At 70.5% G+C, this 17227-nt stretch carries 14 protein-coding genes and 2 pseudogenes; 8 read left to right on the forward strand and 8 right to left on the reverse strand.

All coding sequences use genetic code 11. The features are described from left to right. Positions 1–314: 314 nt before the first annotated feature. From IO30_RS0107860 to IO30_RS0107870, 3 genes are all read right to left on the reverse strand, one after another. Positions 315–1745 (reverse strand): DUF2252 domain-containing protein, encoded by a 1431-nt coding sequence (locus IO30_RS0107860; protein WP_031140671.1) that lies wholly within the window; start codon positions 1743–1745, stop codon positions 315–317. Positions 1746–1816: 71 nt separating this feature from the next. After that, positions 1817–2311: a DUF1269 domain-containing protein gene (locus tag IO30_RS0107865; protein ID WP_051859128.1), complete on the reverse strand. Its 495-nt coding sequence runs from the start codon at positions 2309–2311 to the stop codon at positions 1817–1819. 294 nt (positions 2312–2605) lie between these two features. Beyond that, positions 2606–4162, reverse strand: a complete 1557-nt coding sequence (locus tag IO30_RS0107870) for a DUF4246 domain-containing protein (RefSeq protein WP_444545631.1) — start codon at positions 4160–4162, stop codon at positions 2606–2608. Positions 4163–4424: 262 nt separating this feature from the next. Between IO30_RS0107870 and IO30_RS0107875 the strand changes: the two genes are divergently transcribed. After that, entirely contained in the window at positions 4425–5741 is a 1317-nt protein-coding gene (locus IO30_RS0107875) for a polysaccharide deacetylase family protein (protein ID WP_031140677.1), read from the forward strand. 39 nt (positions 5742–5780) lie between these two features. Here the strand turns inward: IO30_RS0107875 and IO30_RS0107880 are convergent, their stop codons facing one another. Next, positions 5781–7625: a transglycosylase domain-containing protein gene (locus IO30_RS0107880; protein WP_051859129.1), complete on the reverse strand. Its 1845-nt coding sequence runs from the start codon at positions 7623–7625 to the stop codon at positions 5781–5783. A gap of 537 nt (positions 7626–8162) precedes the next feature. Here IO30_RS0107880 and IO30_RS0107885 point away from each other — a divergent pair. Continuing rightward, on the forward strand, positions 8163–9302 hold the full coding sequence (locus IO30_RS0107885; protein WP_031140681.1) for an amidase domain-containing protein: 1140 nt from the start codon (positions 8163–8165) through the stop codon (positions 9300–9302). 56 nt (positions 9303–9358) lie between these two features. Here IO30_RS0107885 and IO30_RS0107890 read toward each other — a convergent pair whose 3' ends face one another. Together IO30_RS0107890 and IO30_RS40220 are read right to left on the reverse strand one after the other, a co-directional pair. Next, positions 9359–9799 carry a hypothetical protein gene (locus IO30_RS0107890; protein ID WP_157853151.1) on the reverse strand — a complete coding sequence of 147 codons (441 nt, stop codon included), beginning with the start codon at positions 9797–9799 and terminating at the stop codon, positions 9359–9361. 284 nt (positions 9800–10083) lie between these two features. Then, positions 10084–10801, reverse strand: a pseudogene (locus IO30_RS40220) (amino acid permease); the annotation flags it as partial. A gap of 119 nt (positions 10802–10920) precedes the next feature. Between IO30_RS40220 and IO30_RS46815 the strand changes: the two are divergent. Continuing rightward, a pseudogene (locus tag IO30_RS46815) lies at positions 10921–11282 on the forward strand (hypothetical protein); the annotation flags it as partial. Here IO30_RS46815 and IO30_RS0107910 read toward each other — a convergent pair. After that, the gene (locus tag IO30_RS0107910; protein WP_031140688.1) at positions 11233–11436 is read right to left on the reverse strand and encodes a cold-shock protein; all 204 of its coding nucleotides are present in this window, start codon (positions 11434–11436) and stop codon (positions 11233–11235) included. The pseudogene IO30_RS46815 and the gene IO30_RS0107910 overlap by 50 nt on opposite strands. A gap of 263 nt (positions 11437–11699) precedes the next feature. Here IO30_RS0107910 and IO30_RS0107915 point away from each other — a divergent pair, with 263 nt between their 5' ends. The 4 genes from IO30_RS0107915 to IO30_RS0107930 all read left to right on the forward strand — a co-directional run bounded on the left by IO30_RS0107915 (position 11700) and on the right by IO30_RS0107930 (position 13983). Further along, positions 11700–12026 carry a carboxymuconolactone decarboxylase family protein gene (locus IO30_RS0107915; RefSeq protein ID WP_031140690.1) on the forward strand — a complete coding sequence of 109 codons (327 nt, stop codon included), beginning with the start codon at positions 11700–11702 and terminating at the stop codon, positions 12024–12026. Between the two features lie 72 nt (positions 12027–12098). Continuing rightward, a complete protein-coding gene (locus tag IO30_RS40225) occupies positions 12099–12764 on the forward strand; it encodes a trehalase-like domain-containing protein (RefSeq protein WP_031140691.1) in 666 nt (221 codons plus the stop codon). Positions 12765–12847: 83 nt separating this feature from the next. Next, positions 12848–13144, forward strand: a complete 297-nt coding sequence (locus IO30_RS40230) for an amphi-Trp domain-containing protein (protein WP_078903890.1) — start codon at positions 12848–12850, stop codon at positions 13142–13144. 92 nt (positions 13145–13236) lie between these two features. Further along, positions 13237–13983 carry a CPBP family intramembrane glutamic endopeptidase gene (locus IO30_RS0107930; protein ID WP_031140694.1) on the forward strand — a complete coding sequence of 249 codons (747 nt, stop codon included), beginning with the start codon at positions 13237–13239 and terminating at the stop codon, positions 13981–13983. A 27-nt stretch (positions 13984–14010) separates the two neighbouring features. Here the strand turns inward: IO30_RS0107930 and IO30_RS0107935 are convergent, their stop codons facing one another. Further along, positions 14011–15705 carry an alpha/beta hydrolase gene (locus IO30_RS0107935; protein WP_078903909.1) on the reverse strand — a complete coding sequence of 565 codons (1695 nt, stop codon included), beginning with the start codon at positions 15703–15705 and terminating at the stop codon, positions 14011–14013. A 154-nt stretch (positions 15706–15859) separates the two neighbouring features. Between IO30_RS0107935 and IO30_RS0107940 the strand changes: the two genes are divergently transcribed. Then, a complete protein-coding gene (locus IO30_RS0107940; protein WP_031140697.1) occupies positions 15860–17200 on the forward strand; it encodes a diacylglycerol/lipid kinase family protein in 1341 nt (446 codons plus the stop codon). Positions 17201–17227: the final 27 nt, after the last annotated feature.

The raw sequence follows: 17227 nt of genomic DNA on the forward strand, positions 1-17227 counted from the left end.
CGCGGGACTCCGGGGCCACGGGGGCAGGGTGGCGGGGAGAGTCAGCGGTCACGGGGGCTGGGTGACCACGGGCGGCCGGCGCAGTGACTCGCGGTCATCGCCGTGACCCGTACGGGAGGCACGGGCAGACGGTGTTCGCGAGCCGACGGAAGGCCGGCCGGTCCCATTGTGACAAGGAGGTTCCGTCGGCGCGAACACGAAGCCGCGCATTCACCCGACCGGGCGTGCGGAGCGGTCACCTCGACGGACCGCACCGGCCGACCGATGGGAACGGGCTGATGAACTCCGCTTCTGCGTACGGCAGTTTGACGGCGTCAGGCTGCTGGCGGCTCTTCGGCCGGCAGCCTGCCCGCGCGTACGGCGTCGAGCAGGGCCTGGTGGTCGCGTTCGTTCTGGTCGGCATAGGCTTCGGCGAAGGTGACCAGCGCCCGGTCGAAGGAATCGCCCCGTCCCAGGTAGGCGGCGATCGCGATCCGGTCTCCCGACCGCGCGTGCGCACGGGCCAGGGTGATGCCGCACAGCTCACCGAACGTCTCCAACTGCTCGGGCGGCATCGTCTCCGGCATCGCGATCCCCTTCCAGTCGCGCAGCTGGCGGATGTAGAAGTCGCGCTGCTTCCCGTCGATCCCCTCCACCCGGTCCCAGCCGAGGAAGATGTCGCTGGCCGCCTGCATGAGCCGCTGCCCCGCGACCACGCGCTCGCCCTGGTTGGCGTGCCGGCTCGCGCCGACGTGGGCGGCGAGCACGGAGGTGTCGGCCTCCTTGGCCTGCAGGAAGAGCGGGTCGGATCCGTCGCGGCCGAGCAGCAGCAGGATCCAGCAGCGCGTACCGACGCTGCCGACACCCACCACCTTGCGGGCCATGTCCACCAGCCGGTAGTCCTCCAGGAGTGCCCGCCGGTCGGTCGGCAACGTCTGGCCGTAGCGCGCGAGCAGCCCGCGGAGCTGCTCCTCGAGCGCACCGCGCTCGACGTCCGGCAGGAGATCTGCGATCGGCACCAGCAGCGGCGGGTCCGCCATGATCATCGGCTGCCCGTGGGCCTCTTCCGTGAGTTTCCCGAAGACCTGCAAGGTGTCGTGCGTGCGGGCTTTCGCCATGGCACGAGCCAGCTTTTTCCGTCCGCTCTTGTCGAGCTGGTCGGCGGTCAGGGCCTCCAGGCGGTCCGAGTCGATCTTCGCGTACCAGACGTCGAGGTTGCCCATGCCCGCGAAGCCGCGCATCGCCCCGCGGTACGAGCGCATGCTGCGTCCCACGATGCGCGCGCGTTCGGCGTCGTCGAAGCCGTTCGCCCGGCCCGCGATCACGAGGCTCGCCGCCAGCCGTTTGACGTCCCACTCCCAGGGGCCGGGCAGGGTCTCGTCGAAGTCGTTGATGTCGAACATCAGCCGCCGCTCGGGGGATGCCAGCAGCCGGAAGTTCAGCAGGTGCGCGTCCCCGCACAGCTGGGCCGTGATCCCCGAGTGGGGCGTGCCGGCCAGGTCGGACGCCATGATGGCGGCGGCCCCCCGGTAGAAGCGGAAGGGAGACTCCGACATCCTGCTGTAGCGGATCGGGACCAGCTCGGGTACCCGCGCCGAGGACTGCTCCTCCAGGATCGCCAGTGGATCGGGCCTGTCCGGAGCCGGCCGGTACACCGCGTGCTGCGACCGCGGCACCCGGCGCCGTGCCTCCTTGCCGTGGGCTGCGCGTTCCTCGGGGCTGCTGTGGGGCACCGCGCGCATCGCGGTGATCGAGGTCTGGGCCATCGTTGCGCTCCTGCCTGGCTGTGCGGTTCCGCCGGTCCCCCCGGACGAGAACGACCCCCTCGAAAGGGGCCCTACCCGTCCTCTTCGGCCATCTGCTCCGCGGCCCGCACCTGGGCAGCGAACTCCTCCTCGGGCACGCGTTCCAGGGCCCCGCCGTGGCGCCGGGCCAGCTCGTCTCCGGGTTCCTGCGCGGCCTCGTCGAGATCGACGACGAGCAACGAGGAGCCCTCGTCGATGCGGCCGCTCAGCATGATCAGACCGGCGGTGTCCTCCATCAGGTCCTGGTTCTCCACCGCGCCGCCCAGGGCCGCGCCCGCCGCGGCACCCAGCACGACACCCAGCGGCCCGCCCAGCAGGCCGATCAGCCCACCGGCGACGCCGCCGCCCGCGGTCCGCCTGCCGGCACCCTTCACATGGGTCTCCGGCACGTCCAGCAAGCCGTCGGCGGAGCGCTCCACGACCGCTGCCTGACGCAGCCCGGGCAGCGTCAGGGCCTCCTGGAACGCCGCACGGCTGGCCTCCCGGTCACTGAACGTGATCAGCAGCACCTGATGGCTGTGCGCCATGTCGACCGTCCTCCGTTCCCACGCGGGCACGCGCTTCCCCTTCAGTGGAACCCGCGCCGCGCCTCCCCGCCACACGCAGCGCGGGCGCTGAACCGTGCGCGCCGCCCCCGGCCTGCCCGGTCGCTTGCTCCTTGCGGACCGTGAGGCCCTGCTCGGCGCCGTACGCGGCGCTCGTCTCCTGCCAGGCCTCCAGCCCGTGCCCACGTCGCGGGCCGCGTCGGCCAGTACCTGGTTGGCCTGCTGCCCGCCGAAGTGCGGGAAGGCGGTCTGGCACCTGCCGGCCGGCCGGCCCCGTCAGTGCTCGCAGAGGGAGAATTCTCGTTCGTAGAGCTGCTCGTTGTGCTCGTCGACGAAGAACTTGCGTTCCTGCATGAGTTGCTCGCGGTACTCCTTGGCCTGCTCCAGCGTCATCGTCGAGGTGTCGGACCACGGCTGCTGCGGCGGCACATCGGATGTCGAGACGATCTCTTGCGACGGGTCGACGAGGAAGAAGGCGAGGATCTTGCGGTGCCCAGGGCGGGTGGGGTCCGTGAGGCGGAACGAGTCGACGCGGTGTTGCAGGATGTTCGGGAACGCAAGGCAGCGGCCCGCTGGGGTCGGTGCCGATCCCAGTACCTGGTTCAGTGCGTCTTCGTCCTCCAGGCCGTAGACCTCGCGCAGGCCGTCGTCGTCGTTCTGCTCGTAGGACGGGTCGTCGAGTGCCGCCCGGAAACTCAGCCGGCTCTCGGTGATGTTCTCGCTGTCCCAGTAGTAGATGCCGGTCGAGACGATCCGCTCGTTCATCATTCCCTCGACGTGCCAGGAACCGCCGTCGTACTCGGGCTTTTCCGGGGTGAGGTGAATGGTGGCGAGCTTGACGATGACCTGGAGGCGGCGGCCGCGCAGGTCGACCCTGGCGGATGCGTCGGGCAGCTCGGGCGGGGTGAAGGCCGGGGCGTCCGGGACGACCGGACGGCGGTTCTCCCACCAGTCGTCGTGGGCCGTCTCCCAGGCGCGCAGGGCTTCCGCGTAGGCCGCGCCGTCGCTGTAGGCGGACTTCTTCGGGTACTCCGGCTTCGAGTCGTACCACCCGTAGGGATCGGCCTCGATCCGCAGGGGCCGCGGATGGCGCAGATCGGTGAGCACGTTCTCCAGCAACGGGCGGAAGCGCGCGAACAGTTCCGGCAGGACGGAGGCCAGTTCGTGATGGGTCTCGGGGTGGACGTTGTTGACGTAGGAACGGAAGGCGACATCGCCGTCGTCACTGACGTCCACGTCCGTGGGCAGCCACTGGAACTTCTCCGAGAATTCGTACTTCGAGTAGCGGTCCGTCGGGTTCCGCCACGCCCGCTCGGGCGCACCGCTCACGTCTCTCACCAGACAGAAGAGTGAGGGATGGACCAGGTCCAGCACCTGGCCGTCGGATCCGGGATGCCAGTCCTTTTCCTCTTCGGGCACCTGCTCCAGAACCCGGACGGCGTCGCGCAGCCGGGACCGGAGCTTGTCGTCGACCAGCGCGTCCGACTGCCACACCCCGTCGACGGCGGACACCTCGACGCCGGTTCGCCCGTCCCGCAGCGCGGCGTAATGCCGGAGTTCTTCGAGCACGTAGCGGACCTGCGCCTCGGTAAGGCCCTGGCCCACCGCTTCCCGGGTCCACCTGGCGACGATGTCGCCGTCGTGCATCTTGTCGAACCACCCCGGCTTCGACCGGATGTGCGAGCTGCACTGCATCATCTGCAGTTCCCGCAGCGTCCTGGGTGTCGCGAACGCTATGGAACGGGAAGCGTGGAAGGGCAGCGGGAAGGCAGACAGGCCGGTCAATTCCTTGGTCCTCTGAGTCGGTGTGCGGTGGCGGGAAGAATACTTCAGCCGACTGACACCGCAGCCGTGCTCCCGCCCTCCGGCCCGGGAGGGTCGCGAACCGGCCTCCTGCGTCGCCCAGGTGATGGCCTTCCGACGGACGCTCGCGGCTCTGGAGCAGCGACGCGACGTCTCCACCCGGCGCTGTGAGGTGGCTGTGAAGCGTCGTAGGGGAGGGGCTCAGGGTGCGGGAGGAGTGCCGACAAGTTCTATATTCATACGAACCATCCACGCGCGGCCCTGCTGCGGTGAGTAGGGGGAGACGATAGCGATGGCCGACACCGAAGCCGCTGCGGGCACCCGGGCGGAGTCCCGGAGCAGCCGCAAGGTCCGCAGGAAGGCGCAGAACCGCAAGCGCCTGGTCATAGGCGTGGCCGTGCTCGCCCTGGGCGCGGCCGGCGCCGCCGCGTACGCCTTCACGGGCTCCTCCGGAACCCCCGATGCCGACGCGAAGCTCGCGGCGCCGGGTGCTGCGGCCGAGGGGGCCGCCGCCGCCAAGGCGACGGAAGAGGCCTGGGACGGCAAGGTCAAGGTGCTGGGCGACGGCTCCACCTCCTACACCGGACCGCAGCCGGGACAGCTCAAGCCCGAGAAGCTGGGGCCCGGCGAGAAGCCGCCGCAGTTCGTGGTGTTCTCCTGGGACGGCGCGCTGGAAGGCGACGACCACCTCTTCTCCCACTTCCGCCAGGTGGCACGGGAGAACAAGGCCCACATGACCTTCTTCCTCACGGGCATCTACCTGCTGCCGGAGAGCAAGAAGGCGCTCTACCACCCGCCGCAGCACGGCGAGGGGGCGGCCGCCATCTCGTACCCGACCGTCCCGCACATCAAGTCCACCCTCGGACAGCTGCGCGGAGCCTGGACCGACGGCAACGAGATCGGTTCGCACTTCAACGGGCACTTCTGCGGGCCCAAGGGCGGCGGGGAGTGGAGCCCCGCCGAATGGAAGAGCGAGACGGACCAGACGTACTCGTTCATCAAGAACTGGAAGACCAACACCGGCTTCACCAAGGAGGCGCCGCTGCCCTTCGACCCGGACCGGGAAGTCGTCGGCGGCCGTGCCCCGTGCCTTGAGGGCCAGCAGAACCTGCTGACCGCGATCAAGCCGTACGGCTGGCGTTACGACGCGAGTTCCTCGGGCGACTTCCAGCTCTGGCCGTCCAAGCTGGACGGCATCTGGAACTTCCCCCTCCAGCTGGTGCCGTTGCAGGGCAAGGAGGTGCAGGTCCTCTCCATGGACTTCAACTTCCTCTACAACCAGTCGGGCGACAGCACCCAGGGCGACCCGGCGAAGTTCGCAGGGTGGCAGGCGCAGGTCCAGGGTTCGTACATGAACGGCTTCAACCGCGTCTACAACGGCAGCCGGGCCCCGATGTTCATCGGCAACCACTTCGAGGACTGGAACGGCGGCATCTACATGAAGGCCGTCGAGAACGTCATGAAGGACGTCTGCCCGCGCCAGGACGTGCGCTGCGTGTCGTTCCGGGAGCTGGCGGACTGGCTCGACGTCCAGGACCCGAAGGTTCTGGGCCAGCTGCGCATGCTCGACCCGGCACAGGTCCCGGACTGGAACACACTGATCAAGTAGCCGGCCTCGGCGGCTGCCGGGCGGCGCCCGCCGCCCGGCCTACTTCACCGCCTTGACGTAGTTCGCCCACAAGCGCAGCGCCCGGTCACTGCCGGGCGTGTTCGGGGCGTCGCCGCCCAGACCCGTCAGCGGCTGCGGGACCAGGTCGGTCAGCGACATCCGGTAGACCACGACGGCCGTGGACTCGTTCTCGGTGCTGGCCACGAACCAGCCCACCGTGTTCGCGGCCGTCGTCCCCGTCTTGCCGGCCGCGCCGGGGTGCGCCTTGGCCACCGCCTTCGCCGATCCCTCGGTGACGGCGGAGCGCAGGGCGTCCGTCACCGCGCGGGCGGTCTCGGCCTTCACGGCCCGGGTCGGCTGCGGCGCGTCGAGCGGCATCGCGGCGCCGTTGCGGGTGATCGAGCGCACCGAGTAGGGGTCGGTGTGCACGCCGTCGGCGGCGAACGTCTCGTAGGCGCCGGCCATGCGGATCGCGCTGGGGGTCGAGTTCTCCCCCAGTGCGAACGTGGGAATCCGCGGCCCGAGGCTCGCTGCGAGCAGGCCCGAACGCTCGGCGAACGACTCCACCCGGTCGAGGCCGACATCGAGGCCGAGCTGCAGCATGGGGGTGTTGATGGAGTTGGCGACGGCCTGACTCAAGGTCACCTGGCCCCAGCTGCGGCCGCCGTCGTTGCGCCCCTTCACCACCTTGCCGCTGCGGTCCCAGTACGGCCCCTCCGGCGTCTGCACGGTCACCTGGTCGTTGCCGTCGGCCATGGTGGAAGGGGAGACGGGCGTGCGGTCCTTGCCGCGCGTGCGCACTACCCCGTCCTCAAGGGCAGCGGCGTAGACGAACGGCGTGAGCGCCGTGCCGGCCGGGATCGTCGTCGCGTTCGACTCGTTGAAGCCCTGCTTCAGGTAGTCGGGGCCGCCGTACACGGCGAGGAGCCTCCCGTCCGGGGCCACGCTCGCCGCGCCGATCCTCGCGTGTTTGTCGGTGTCGGGGCGCTTCTCGGCGTCGAAGTCCTTCTGCGCCTCCTGGACGGCACCGGTCAGGGCCGTCATGCGTTCCTTGTCGAACGTCGTGTAGATCTGGTAGCCGCCCAGGTCGAACTCGGCGTCGGGGATGTGGCCGGTCTTGATCGCGTAGGCCTTGGCCAGCTCCACCAGGTAGCCGGTCTGCGCGCCGGGGGTACCGGGGAGGGAGGCGCCCGTGGGCTCGGGGAACTTCGTGTAGGTCGCCCGCTCGGCGCGGGTGAGCTTGCCGGTCTCGACCATGCGGTCCAGGATCCACGACCACCGCTCGACGGCCCGCTCGTGGTTCTCCGGGCTGAGGGCGGGGTCGTACAGTCCGGCGCCCTTGAGCAGGGAGGCCAGGAAGGCGCCTTCGCTGACGTCGAGCTGCGAGACGTCCTTGCCGTAGTACGCCTGCGACGCGCGCTGCAAGCCGTAGGTACCGCGCCCGAACCAGCTGGTGTTGAGGTAGTCCTGGAGGATCTCCTTCTTGTCCCTCTGGTTGTCCAGCTTCACTGCGAGCAGGATCTCGGTGAACTTCCGCGAGAGGGTGCGGTCCTGCTTCAGGTAGGCGTTCTTCACGTACTGCTGCGTGATGGTGGAGCCGCCTTGGGTCTCGCCCCCGGTCACCGCGGCGTGCGCGGCGCGCAGGAAGCCGGACGGCGAGACTCCGGGGTCCGAGTAGAAGCTGGCGTTCTCGGCTGCCAGAACAGCGTCCTGGACCTTGGGAGGGACCTTGTCCAGCGGCATCTCCTGTCGGCTGACCCAGCCCGTACGGGCCATCGTGGTGCCGTCGGCCCAGTAGTAGACGTTGTCCTGCTGCGTGGCGAACGAGTTGATGTCGTCGGGTATCTCCGTGGTGGCGTAGGCGTAGGTGACGAAGCCCGTCATGGCTATGCACGCGTACAGGCAGGCACCCAGCCATTGGCGCCACGAGGGTGTCCACCGGCGCCAGCCGGTGCGGCCCGGTCTCGGGAAGTCGGGCCGCAGGCGCCGTATTCGGGTACGTGCCAGACCGATGGCCGGGGCCAGGGCGCCGAGGCGGCCGGCTCCCTCCCGGGGGCGGCGGCGCGCCCCCGACTTGCCCCGGCGTCCGGAGCGGACGCCGCCCGTGCCCTCCGGAGCCGCCCGCCTGCCCCGCGCTCGCCCTCTTGCAGCCGAACCCTGCCTATCCACTGCGAATGCCCCCTGTGCTGTGCTTTCCCGCACACACTAGATGTATTTGCTGTGGGGCCTGTCGGGTGGTGGTCTCTTCCCGGCCGCGAGCGGGGACGGCGGGACGGCGGCGAAGCGGAGGCGGACCGCCCTGCGGGTGGGGCGACGGCGCCTGGCGACCGTCGTCGAAACGGAACGGAAAGAAAGAGTCGCCCAGTTGTGCGACGATGCCGTCCCCCGGTTCGTGTGTACCGGGTGACAAGGGGAACAACAGTGATACCTAAGAGGTTCAGGCCCGCCGCCATTGCGGCCCTGACCGTAGCCCTGGCGTCCGGCAGCATGCTCGCGTACTCGGCGAGTGCCGGCACCGGGCCCGAGGCGGCCGATCGCGCCACCTCCGAAGCCTTTGCCCGCATAGCCGACGACGTGCTCTCCGAGCGCACCCAGGCCTTGGTCGAGGACCAGCCGGGACGCCGTCAGGCCGGCCAGACCCCCGCGAAGACTCGGATGTCGGCCCAGCTGAAGAAGGACGAGGAAGCCGCGATCTCGTCGCTGCGGTCCCGCAAGACACGGCTTGCGGATCTCGGCGAGGCCTACACGGGCGCCGACACCCGCGTCGCCGTCGACCGTGCCACGGTCACCGGCGGGAAGGCGACCGTCGAGGTCACCGAGCAGACCACGCTCACCTACAAGAAACTGCGCGGCGACGAGCCGGAGACCACCGACTTCCGCACGCGTTACGAACTGAAGCTCACCAGCAAGCGGGGAGGTGGCTGGGAACTGACATCCATCAAGTCCCGGGACACCGGCCCCGTCGCGATCAACGAGCCGGTGGCGACCAAGGGCAAGGTCGTCAAGGACGACGGCAACCAGTACCCGGACGGCACGCCCGCGTCCACCAAGTACCCGGCTCCGGCCAAGCCCAAGGCGAAGACCGGCGGTGCCTACGACTACGCCGCCATGGCGAAGTACGCGGAGAAGCACTGGAGCAACTACAACCCGGCGTACCGCAAGTTCAACGGCGCCGGCGGCGACTGCACGAACTTCATCAGCCAGGCACTGAAGGCGGGTGGCTGGAAGGCCGTTCCGGGCTCCACCTCGGACTACCGGAACTGGTGGTATGACGGAACCCGCCAGTCCGACTCTTGGGTCGGCGCGAACGAGTGGGCCTGGTTCACGCTGTCCAACCAGCGGGCCGCCAACCTGGCGAACGTCTACCAGACGGACGTCGGTGACATCCTGCAGCTGGACTTCAACAAGGACGGGTCCAAGGACCACTCCATGATGGTGACGTACCGCAGCAGCGCAGGAATGCCGTACCTCACCTACCACTCGACCAACACGTACCGTAAGTCCCTCGCGAGCCTCATCGCGTCCTACCCGGACGCGGTCTACTTCGCGTACCGCACCTGACGGACACCCTCCGGCTCCTCCTGCCGCGGAACTTCCGCGGCAGGAGGAGCCGACCGCTAACTTCCCGCGGGCGGGGACGTCTTGAAGTCGTCGGGGTTCAGGGCCGGAGCCGGGACGATCTTGAACGAGAGGAGGGGGAGGCCGATGATGACCTTGCCGGGCTCCATGGGCGTCGGGTCATGCGGCGCACCCGCGCACGCGTCCGCCGTGTAGACGAACACCGACGTATTGGTGTGGTTGGCCACCGCACGGAAGTAACTGCCCTCCGGGGCTTCGGGGAAGACCTCTTTGACCGTGTAGCAGTGCCCGTCCTGGGGGCTCTTGACGAGCTTGTGCTGGGCGCCGATGAGCGGGCCCTCCTTGCCCGGCTCACCCAGGGTGGCCTGGACGTCGCCGACGGCGGCCGAGGCCGAGGTGGGCAGGGCCACCGCGAGCATCAGAGCCGCTCCTGCCGCGACGAAGGGTCCGGCCCGGCGTGCGATCGGTTGACGGCGCATGGATCCTCCAGGGTGCAGCATCATCCGGGATGCGATCAGGGACGCCTCCTCAGCCAGTATCCCCTCGGGGCATCAAGGGCGCAGAACGGCCAGGAGCCGCCTCACCGCCGCTCACAACTCACCGCGGACCACTATCGGCCTGAAGCAGGGACGGCGGAACGGTCAGGACGGGGCAGGCGGCGTGGGTGAGGCGGTAGCAGGCCACCGAGGGCCCCGGGGCAGGTCGCCGGGGTAGGCGTCCCCCGGCGGCTCCGCGTCACGAGGTGCTGCGCACCTGCCCCCGCCGCCGAGACGAGGGCCAGCCACACCACGCCGTGGCGGTGTACCTGGCGGTCGGCCTTGAGGGCGAAGAAGTGCGGCAGGTGGTTGTCGCGGGCCAGCAGGCTCATCAGGACCGTGAGCCCTCCGAAGGACGTGTTGGCGGCGAGCGCCAGCAGCACCATCGTGGCGAACTGGACGACATAGAACGCGCGTTGTGGCCGAACGAGGCGTCGGCGAGCTGGGCGAGGACGGTGACGCCCTCCACCGGCTGGAGGTGGAAGCGGCCGATCAGCGCCGACAGCCCGATCAGCATCACGCCGAGCAGCGCGCCGAGCGCGACCTCGGTGCGCTGGGCGCGGCGGGCGGCCGGCGCCCGGAAGGACGGCACGGCGTTGGCGACGGCCTCGACGCCGGTCAGCGCCGAGCAGTCGGCCGCGAAGGCCTTCAGCAGGAGCAGGGCGACGACCGCGGTGGCGCCCTCCCCGAGCGCGGAGGCGTGCCCGGCGGCGGAGGCGGTACTGGCCGGGCCGTCGCGGAACAGACCGACGGCGGTCATCGCCAGGATGGACCCGACGAAGAGCGCGGTCGGGGCCAGGAACGCCTTCGCCGAGTCCACGACCCCGCGCAGGTTCACGGCCGTGACCAGGACCTGGACCGCGCGGCCGAGGTCAGCGCGGCGACGCCGGCGGTGACGGACACGGCGAAGTTGAGGACGTAGTCGAGGATGAGCGAGGCCGCGGCGTGCGGCAGCGGGAAGACCGGGCCCGACGCCCTGCTGGAACAGGTACGCGGGACCTTCGCCAGGGAGGCCGTGGCGCTGCTGGAGCGCGGCACGGAGGTCGACCCGCGGACCTGCACGGGCAGCACCGGGCGCCGGGGTGGGCCTCGGCCCGGCCGTGGCGAAGGGCTTCCCGGAGGCCATGGACGGCACCCTGACCGCCGAGGGCACCCCTGGCGGCGGCCTGACAAGGTCCTCGCCCTGCCCCTGGAGGACGGGCCACCCCAGCCACTCCCCGACCTACCGGCCGGAGCCACGCAGCAGCCAGTGGCGCGGCACTGCCGGGCAGCGCGAAGTGCTCCTGACGGCTACGTGCTGCCCGGCACCACGGCGTCGGCCAGGGGCGGCAGCCCCAGGACCTGGTCCGGCTGCCGCGGACCCAGGTCCACGGCAGTCAGAGGGCCCTCACCTTGTCGGCCTGCGGACCACGCTGCCCGCTGGTGATCTCGAATTCCACCCGCTGGTTCTCCTCCAGGTTCCTGAACCCGGATCCCTGGATCGCGCTGAAGTGAACGAAGACGTCCGCACCGCCCTCATCCGGAGAGATGAAACCGAAGCCCTTCTCCCCGTTGAACCACTTCACAGTCCCCTGAGCCATACACAACCCCTCGAAAGACATGGCCAGGAACATGATCCGCACCCGGCTGCACGCCGATACTCCCCAACCACGCCAGGACAAAACCCGGACCGGGGCATCTCGCACGCTGACCGCGGCCACCCCGCGCGCAGGATCGGGAGCGGTTCTAGGGTGGGATGAAGGGGACGCTGGTGGTCTGCGGGCCTCCACTCCTTTCATGTCACTCCCGCATGCTCGGGGCGGGCGCGACGACGACACCCCAGATACCCCGGAGGGCACGCGTCATGTCCACTGCATCTGAAACCCCTGTCCTGGATACCCTCGCCGCCATGACGGTCGACTCGCTCGAGCGGTGCGGGCTGGCCCCGGACATGCTCCTGATGACCCGTATCGCGGCCCTCGCGGCATCGGACGCCCCGCCGATCTCCTACGCCGCCCACATCGACCCCGCCCTCCAAGCCGGTCTGACCGCCGAGCAGTTGCAGGACGTACTGGTTGCCATCGCCCCCATCGTGGGCACCGCCCGGGTCATGACGGCAGCCGGCAACATCACCGCGGCACTCGGCATCGCCATCGCCGTCGCCGAGGCCGAGATCGAAGCCCAAGGCTGACACGGTCGCAGGGGCGGGAGCGGGAGCGGGACACGCTGAACGTGCCGCAATCCCCAGGGCAAGGGAGCCTTCATGAACGCCTACCCGCCCATCGCCGATCACGGCATGGTCGGCGACCTCCAGACGGCCGCACGGGTGTCGTCTGCAGGGACGATCGACTGGTGGTGTACGCCTCGTTTCGACTCCCCCAGCGTGTTCGCGTCGCTCCTCGACAGCGAGCGCGGCGGCTATTGCCGGCTTTCCGCGGACCTCCCTGCGGAGCGCGGAACAGCGGTCCGTCAGCTCTACCTGTCGGACACGGCCGTCCTGGTCACCCGTTTCATGGCACCCGGCGGCGTCGGTGAGGTCGCCGATTTCATGGCCCCGCTGAACACCACGACACCGACGGACCGGCATCGTCTGGTACGGGTGGTGCGGGTGGTGCGGGGAACCCTGGACTTCAACCTCGACTGCCGCCCACGGTTCGACTACGGGCGCGCACCGCACACCCTTGAGCGGACGGACGAGTCCTCGGTGGTCTTCCACGGTCCGGGCACGAAGCTGTACCTGCAGACCATCGGACCCTTCGTGCTCCGGCCTGACGGCGAGGACGTCACCAGAGCTTCCCCGACGAGCAGCAAGGCGAGATCTCCGGCCTGTCGCGCAGCATCTCCAACCTCGGCCCCTCGCTCGGTACCGCGGTCGCGGGCACCATCCTCGTCGCCGGCCTCACCACCCATGCCTACGGCGCCGCGATGATCACGCTGGCCGCCCTCGGGCTCGTCGGCCTCGCCGGTCTTCCTGCCGCATGAACCCACGTAGCTCAAGGGATAGGAGACATCGTGAAGGACCTCAAGTTTGAGCAGAAGGGCTCCCTGTCGCGCCTCGAAGCCGCTGATCAGCTCTCCGCGCTGGCGGAGGCGCTGAGGCAGGGCGGCAACGTCGAACTGGAATTCGGCTCCGGGACGCTGAGCCTGCAGGTCCCCGACGAAGTCAGTACCGAGATCGAGGTCGAGGTCGGCGACGGGCAGGTCGAGCTGGAGGTCGAACTCAAGTGGCCCACCGTGCAGCCCGAGGCCGCGCCGTCACGGGCGAAGCGGCCGGCACGGAGCAGGGGCAAGGCAGCCCGGACGTCGTGACGTGCGCGTTTGCCGATGGCCGAGCGTGCCGAGCGTGCCGAGCCTGCAAGATGAACCCGACTGACCTGTCGTCATGACCGAGGTGGGTTCGCATGGCCCGCAGCACCGCCGATGACACCGGGCGGCGACACCCTCGGCTCCCGCGACGCATCGGTACGTGGCCGGCCGTGGGAGTCACGGTGGCCGTCCTCGCCGCCGCCAACCTGGCCCTGAACCGCTGGACGGGCCCGTGGGGCCTGGTGACGGCCGTCGTGGTCAGCGGCCTGCTCCTCGGTGTGCTCCGCTGGGCCGGCGGAACCCTCGCGGACGCGGGTCTGGCCCGGGGCACGCTGGCCCGCGGCGCCCGTTGGGCGCTGGTCCTGATCGGCCTGGTCGGCTTCGTCTACCTGGCCGGGGCCCTGCTGCCGGCCACCAGGGGGCTGTTCGAGGACCGGCGGTACGAGGCGATGGACGGGGGCGAGGTGATGCTCCGCGTGTTCGTGCTGGTGCCCGTCGGCACGGTACTGGTGGAGGAGATCGCCTTCCGCGGCGTGCTCTACGGTCTCGTGCACCGCGCCCGCGGGGCGGTCCCGGCGACCGTCGTGTCGAGTCTGCTGTTCGGGCTGTGGCACGTGCTGCCGTCGCTGCACCTGGCGGCGGCGAAACCGGCCGTGAACTCGGTCGTCGGCGACTCCGGGCTCGGAGCCGTGCTGGCGGTGCTGGGGGCCGTGCTGTTCACCGCGGCGGCCGGCGTCCTGTTCTGCGAACTGCGCCGCCGCAGCGGCAGCCTGCTGGCTCCCATGGGCCTGCACTGGGCGGTCAACGCCTTCGGCTACCTCGTCGGGTACCTGCTGCGCTGACCGGCGGCGGGGCGGGGTGGGGTGGGATCAGTTCTGCGGCGAGACGATGTCCTTCAGCCCGTCCAGGTCCTGCGCGGTGAATCCGCCGGGCCGCATGATGTCGTTCCAGGCGTCGACGTACGCGGCCTTGTACGTGTGGCCGTGGCCGTCCGGTACGCCGGTCGAGAACGGCAGGTCGGCGGTGACCTGCCAGAAGGTCACGAACGGGATCCAGACCATGGATTCGAGCACGTCCGGGCCGGGCCGCTCCCCGATCCAGTCGGGCTCGGTGAGAGCCAGGCTCGGGCTCCACCAGACGATCGGGTCGGAGGGGTGCATGAGGTAGAGCACCCGCGGACCGTCCCACGGCCGGTCCTTTGGAGGGGTCCCGGTGGCCGGGTCGTCGGTGAAGCGGACGGTCCGCCCCTCCCGGTAGACGGGTTCGATCTCGGGACTGCCCGCGTCCCGGTGGTCGCTGAACTCACGGAACAGCGTGTTGAAGTTGGGCGGGCCGACGAACACGGTGCCGGCGGTGCGGTTGCGCAGGTCGGCCTCCCCGCTGAAGGCCGTCTCACCTCCGAACGACCCCAGGCTCTCACCGGCCACGAACAGGCGCGGGCGCTGGTCCGGGGGCAGCTTGGACCATGTGTCGTAGACCGCGTCGAAGAGATCGCGGCCTGCCTCGCGCGCCTTGGACTGGTCCACCAGGTACGACATCCACGACGGCAGGTAGGAGTACTGGATCGCCACGGTGGCCGCATCGCCGTTGCCCAGGTACTCGAACGAGTCCACAGCGGCGGGATCGACCCAGCCGCTGCCCGTGGTGGTCATCACGAGCAGGTTCTCGCGGGTGAAGCCGCCCGCCCGTTCGAGGTCCGCGACGGCCCGGGCCGCCCGGGTCTCCGTGTCGTCTGAGGTCTCCAGCCCGGCGTAGGCGCGGATGGGTTCCTGCGCCGTGCGGTGGGTGAACGCGCCGATCTCCTGGGCCGAGGGTCCTCCGTCGGCGAACGCCCGGCCCTGGCGGCCCAGGGAGTCCCACGGCACGAGTGAGCCGGGCCCGCCCGAGCGCAGCGCCGACGTGGGCTGGTGCACGCCTTCCGGGGTCTCCGTGTCACGCAGCGAGAAGGCCTCGTTGGCCGCGTTCACGAAGCTGCTCAGCAGCAGCCCGGAGAACGCGGCCCACGCCAGGCCCGCCACCAGGAGCCAGCCGACCACCCGCGCCGCACGCCTGCCGATCCACCGATCGAGCAGGTCGGCGGTCCGGCGGTACAGCGCCCGGAGCCCCCGGCCGGCCAGGAGGAGCAGCAGGAAGACGAGGGCGGCGACGACGGGGCAGGCGACGGTGGCGAGGGCGTTGTAGTCGGTGACGCCCATGAGCCGGCGGATCTCGTGCTGCCAGTACTGGCCGAGCCCGAACGAGACGGCGAAGAGCACGACCGCACCGACGATCAGGACGAGCCAGGTCCGGCGCGAGGGGCTGCGCGCGTCCCGGTCGGCGAAGGCGCGCCACACGTAGGCGGCGACCACGCCCAGCCCGTAGCCGATGGCCGCGCTGATGCCGCAGACCAGTCCCTGCAGGACGCCTCCGCGGGGAAGGAGCGACGGGGTGAAGGACAGGCACGCCAGGACGAGTGCGCCCCAGCACCCGGGCACCGTGAGGCGAAGCCGTCGGCGGTGCCCGGGCGGCGCCGGCTCCTCCGACGGAGGGACCGGCGGCGGGACCGGCGCGGGATCATGCGTCATGGTGTCCTCCGCGACCATGGTCCCAAGGCCCGGTTGGTCGTGCCATCCGGCGCGGGTGGCCGCGGTTGGCGGGCCGCGCGCGGGCGGCGCTCGTAGCCTGGAGTGGGTGCCCGACTCCTGTCCGGCAGCCGTCGGAGCGGCGGGAGGTTGTCGTATGAGCAGGCGTTGGACCGCGCGTCTGGCCCTGGCGGCGGGACTGGCGGCGCTCGTGGTGCTGGTGGTGTTCGGAGGCTTCGCGAGCCTCCTGCTGATGGCGGTGGGGTGGGCCGGACTGTTCCTCACGGCGGCAGGCGTGTGGTGGATGCTCACCCACACCGGCTGGATCAGGGGCCTCGCCGGGCTTCTGGTGGTCGTCGCACCGCTCGCCGTCCTGCTCCTGTACGCGGCCGCCGGCCTGCTGTGGGTCGTGCTGGTCTCGGTCGGGCTGTGGGCGCTGGCCGTCGCCGCGGGCAGCGCCGCTCTTGCGGAGGACACCGCGTCGGGCATGCCGGAACACCCCGCCGTCCGGGCCGAGCGGCCCTTCGTGATCATGAATCCGCGCTCGGGCGGCGGAAAGGTAGGGAAGTTCCGTCTGGCGGAGCGGGCCAGGGCCCTGGGTGCCGAGGTCGTCGTGCTGGATCCGGCCCAACGGCAGGACGTGGCCGAGCTGGCACGTCAGGCCGTCGAGGACGGGGCCGACCTGCTGGGTGTTGCGGGCGGCGACGGTACACAGGCCCTGGTCGCCGCCGTGGCCGTGGAGCACGACATTCCGTTCATGGTGATCAGCGCCGGCACGCGCAACCACTTCGCCATGGACCTGGGCCTAGACCGGCAGGATCCCTCCCGCTGTCTGGAGGCGCTGACCGACGGCGTCGAACTCCGCGTCGATCTGGGCTTCATCCATGAGGGGGAACCGGCGGACGGGAACCCGGGGCGCGTCTTCGTCAACAGCGCCTCGTTCGGCGTGTACGCCGAAGTCGTGCAGAGTCCGGCCTACCGTGACGACAAGGCACGCACCATCTTGGAGATGCTGCCGGCTCTGCTGGCCCAGCACAGCGGCTCGCGGCTGAGGGTCCGTGCGGATGCGCTGGTCCTGGAGGGCCCCCAGGCCGTGCTGGTGAGCAACAACCCGTACCAGAAGGGTGACTCTGCGGGGCTCGGGCGCCGGCAGCGACTGGATTCCGGTGAACTCGGGGTGCTCGGCGTCGAAGTCTCCAGCGCCGCCGAAGCGGCGGGACTGCTGCTGCACGGCAGGCAGGGCCGCGGGCTGACCGCCGTCACCGCCCGCGAGGTCGTCGTCGAGGCCGACGCTGCCACCATCCCGGTCGGTGTCGACGGGGAGGCTCTGGTGCTCTCCACTCCCGTGCACTGCCGCATCGCCTCCGGCGCCCTGCGCGTGCGCGTGCCACGGCACCGTCCCGGCGTGCCGCGGGTCGCGCCCCCGTTGGACTGGCGCCGGGTACGGCGGCTGGCCCTGACCATGGGACGGACCGCAGCAGGACACGACGCCGCCTGAGCGCCGGCCGTCGGAGCCTTCCGGTGG

The sequence above is a fragment of the Streptomyces xanthophaeus genome, assembly GCF_000725805.1.
Classification (GTDB): Bacteria; Actinomycetota; Actinomycetes; order Streptomycetales; family Streptomycetaceae; genus Streptomyces; species Streptomyces xanthophaeus.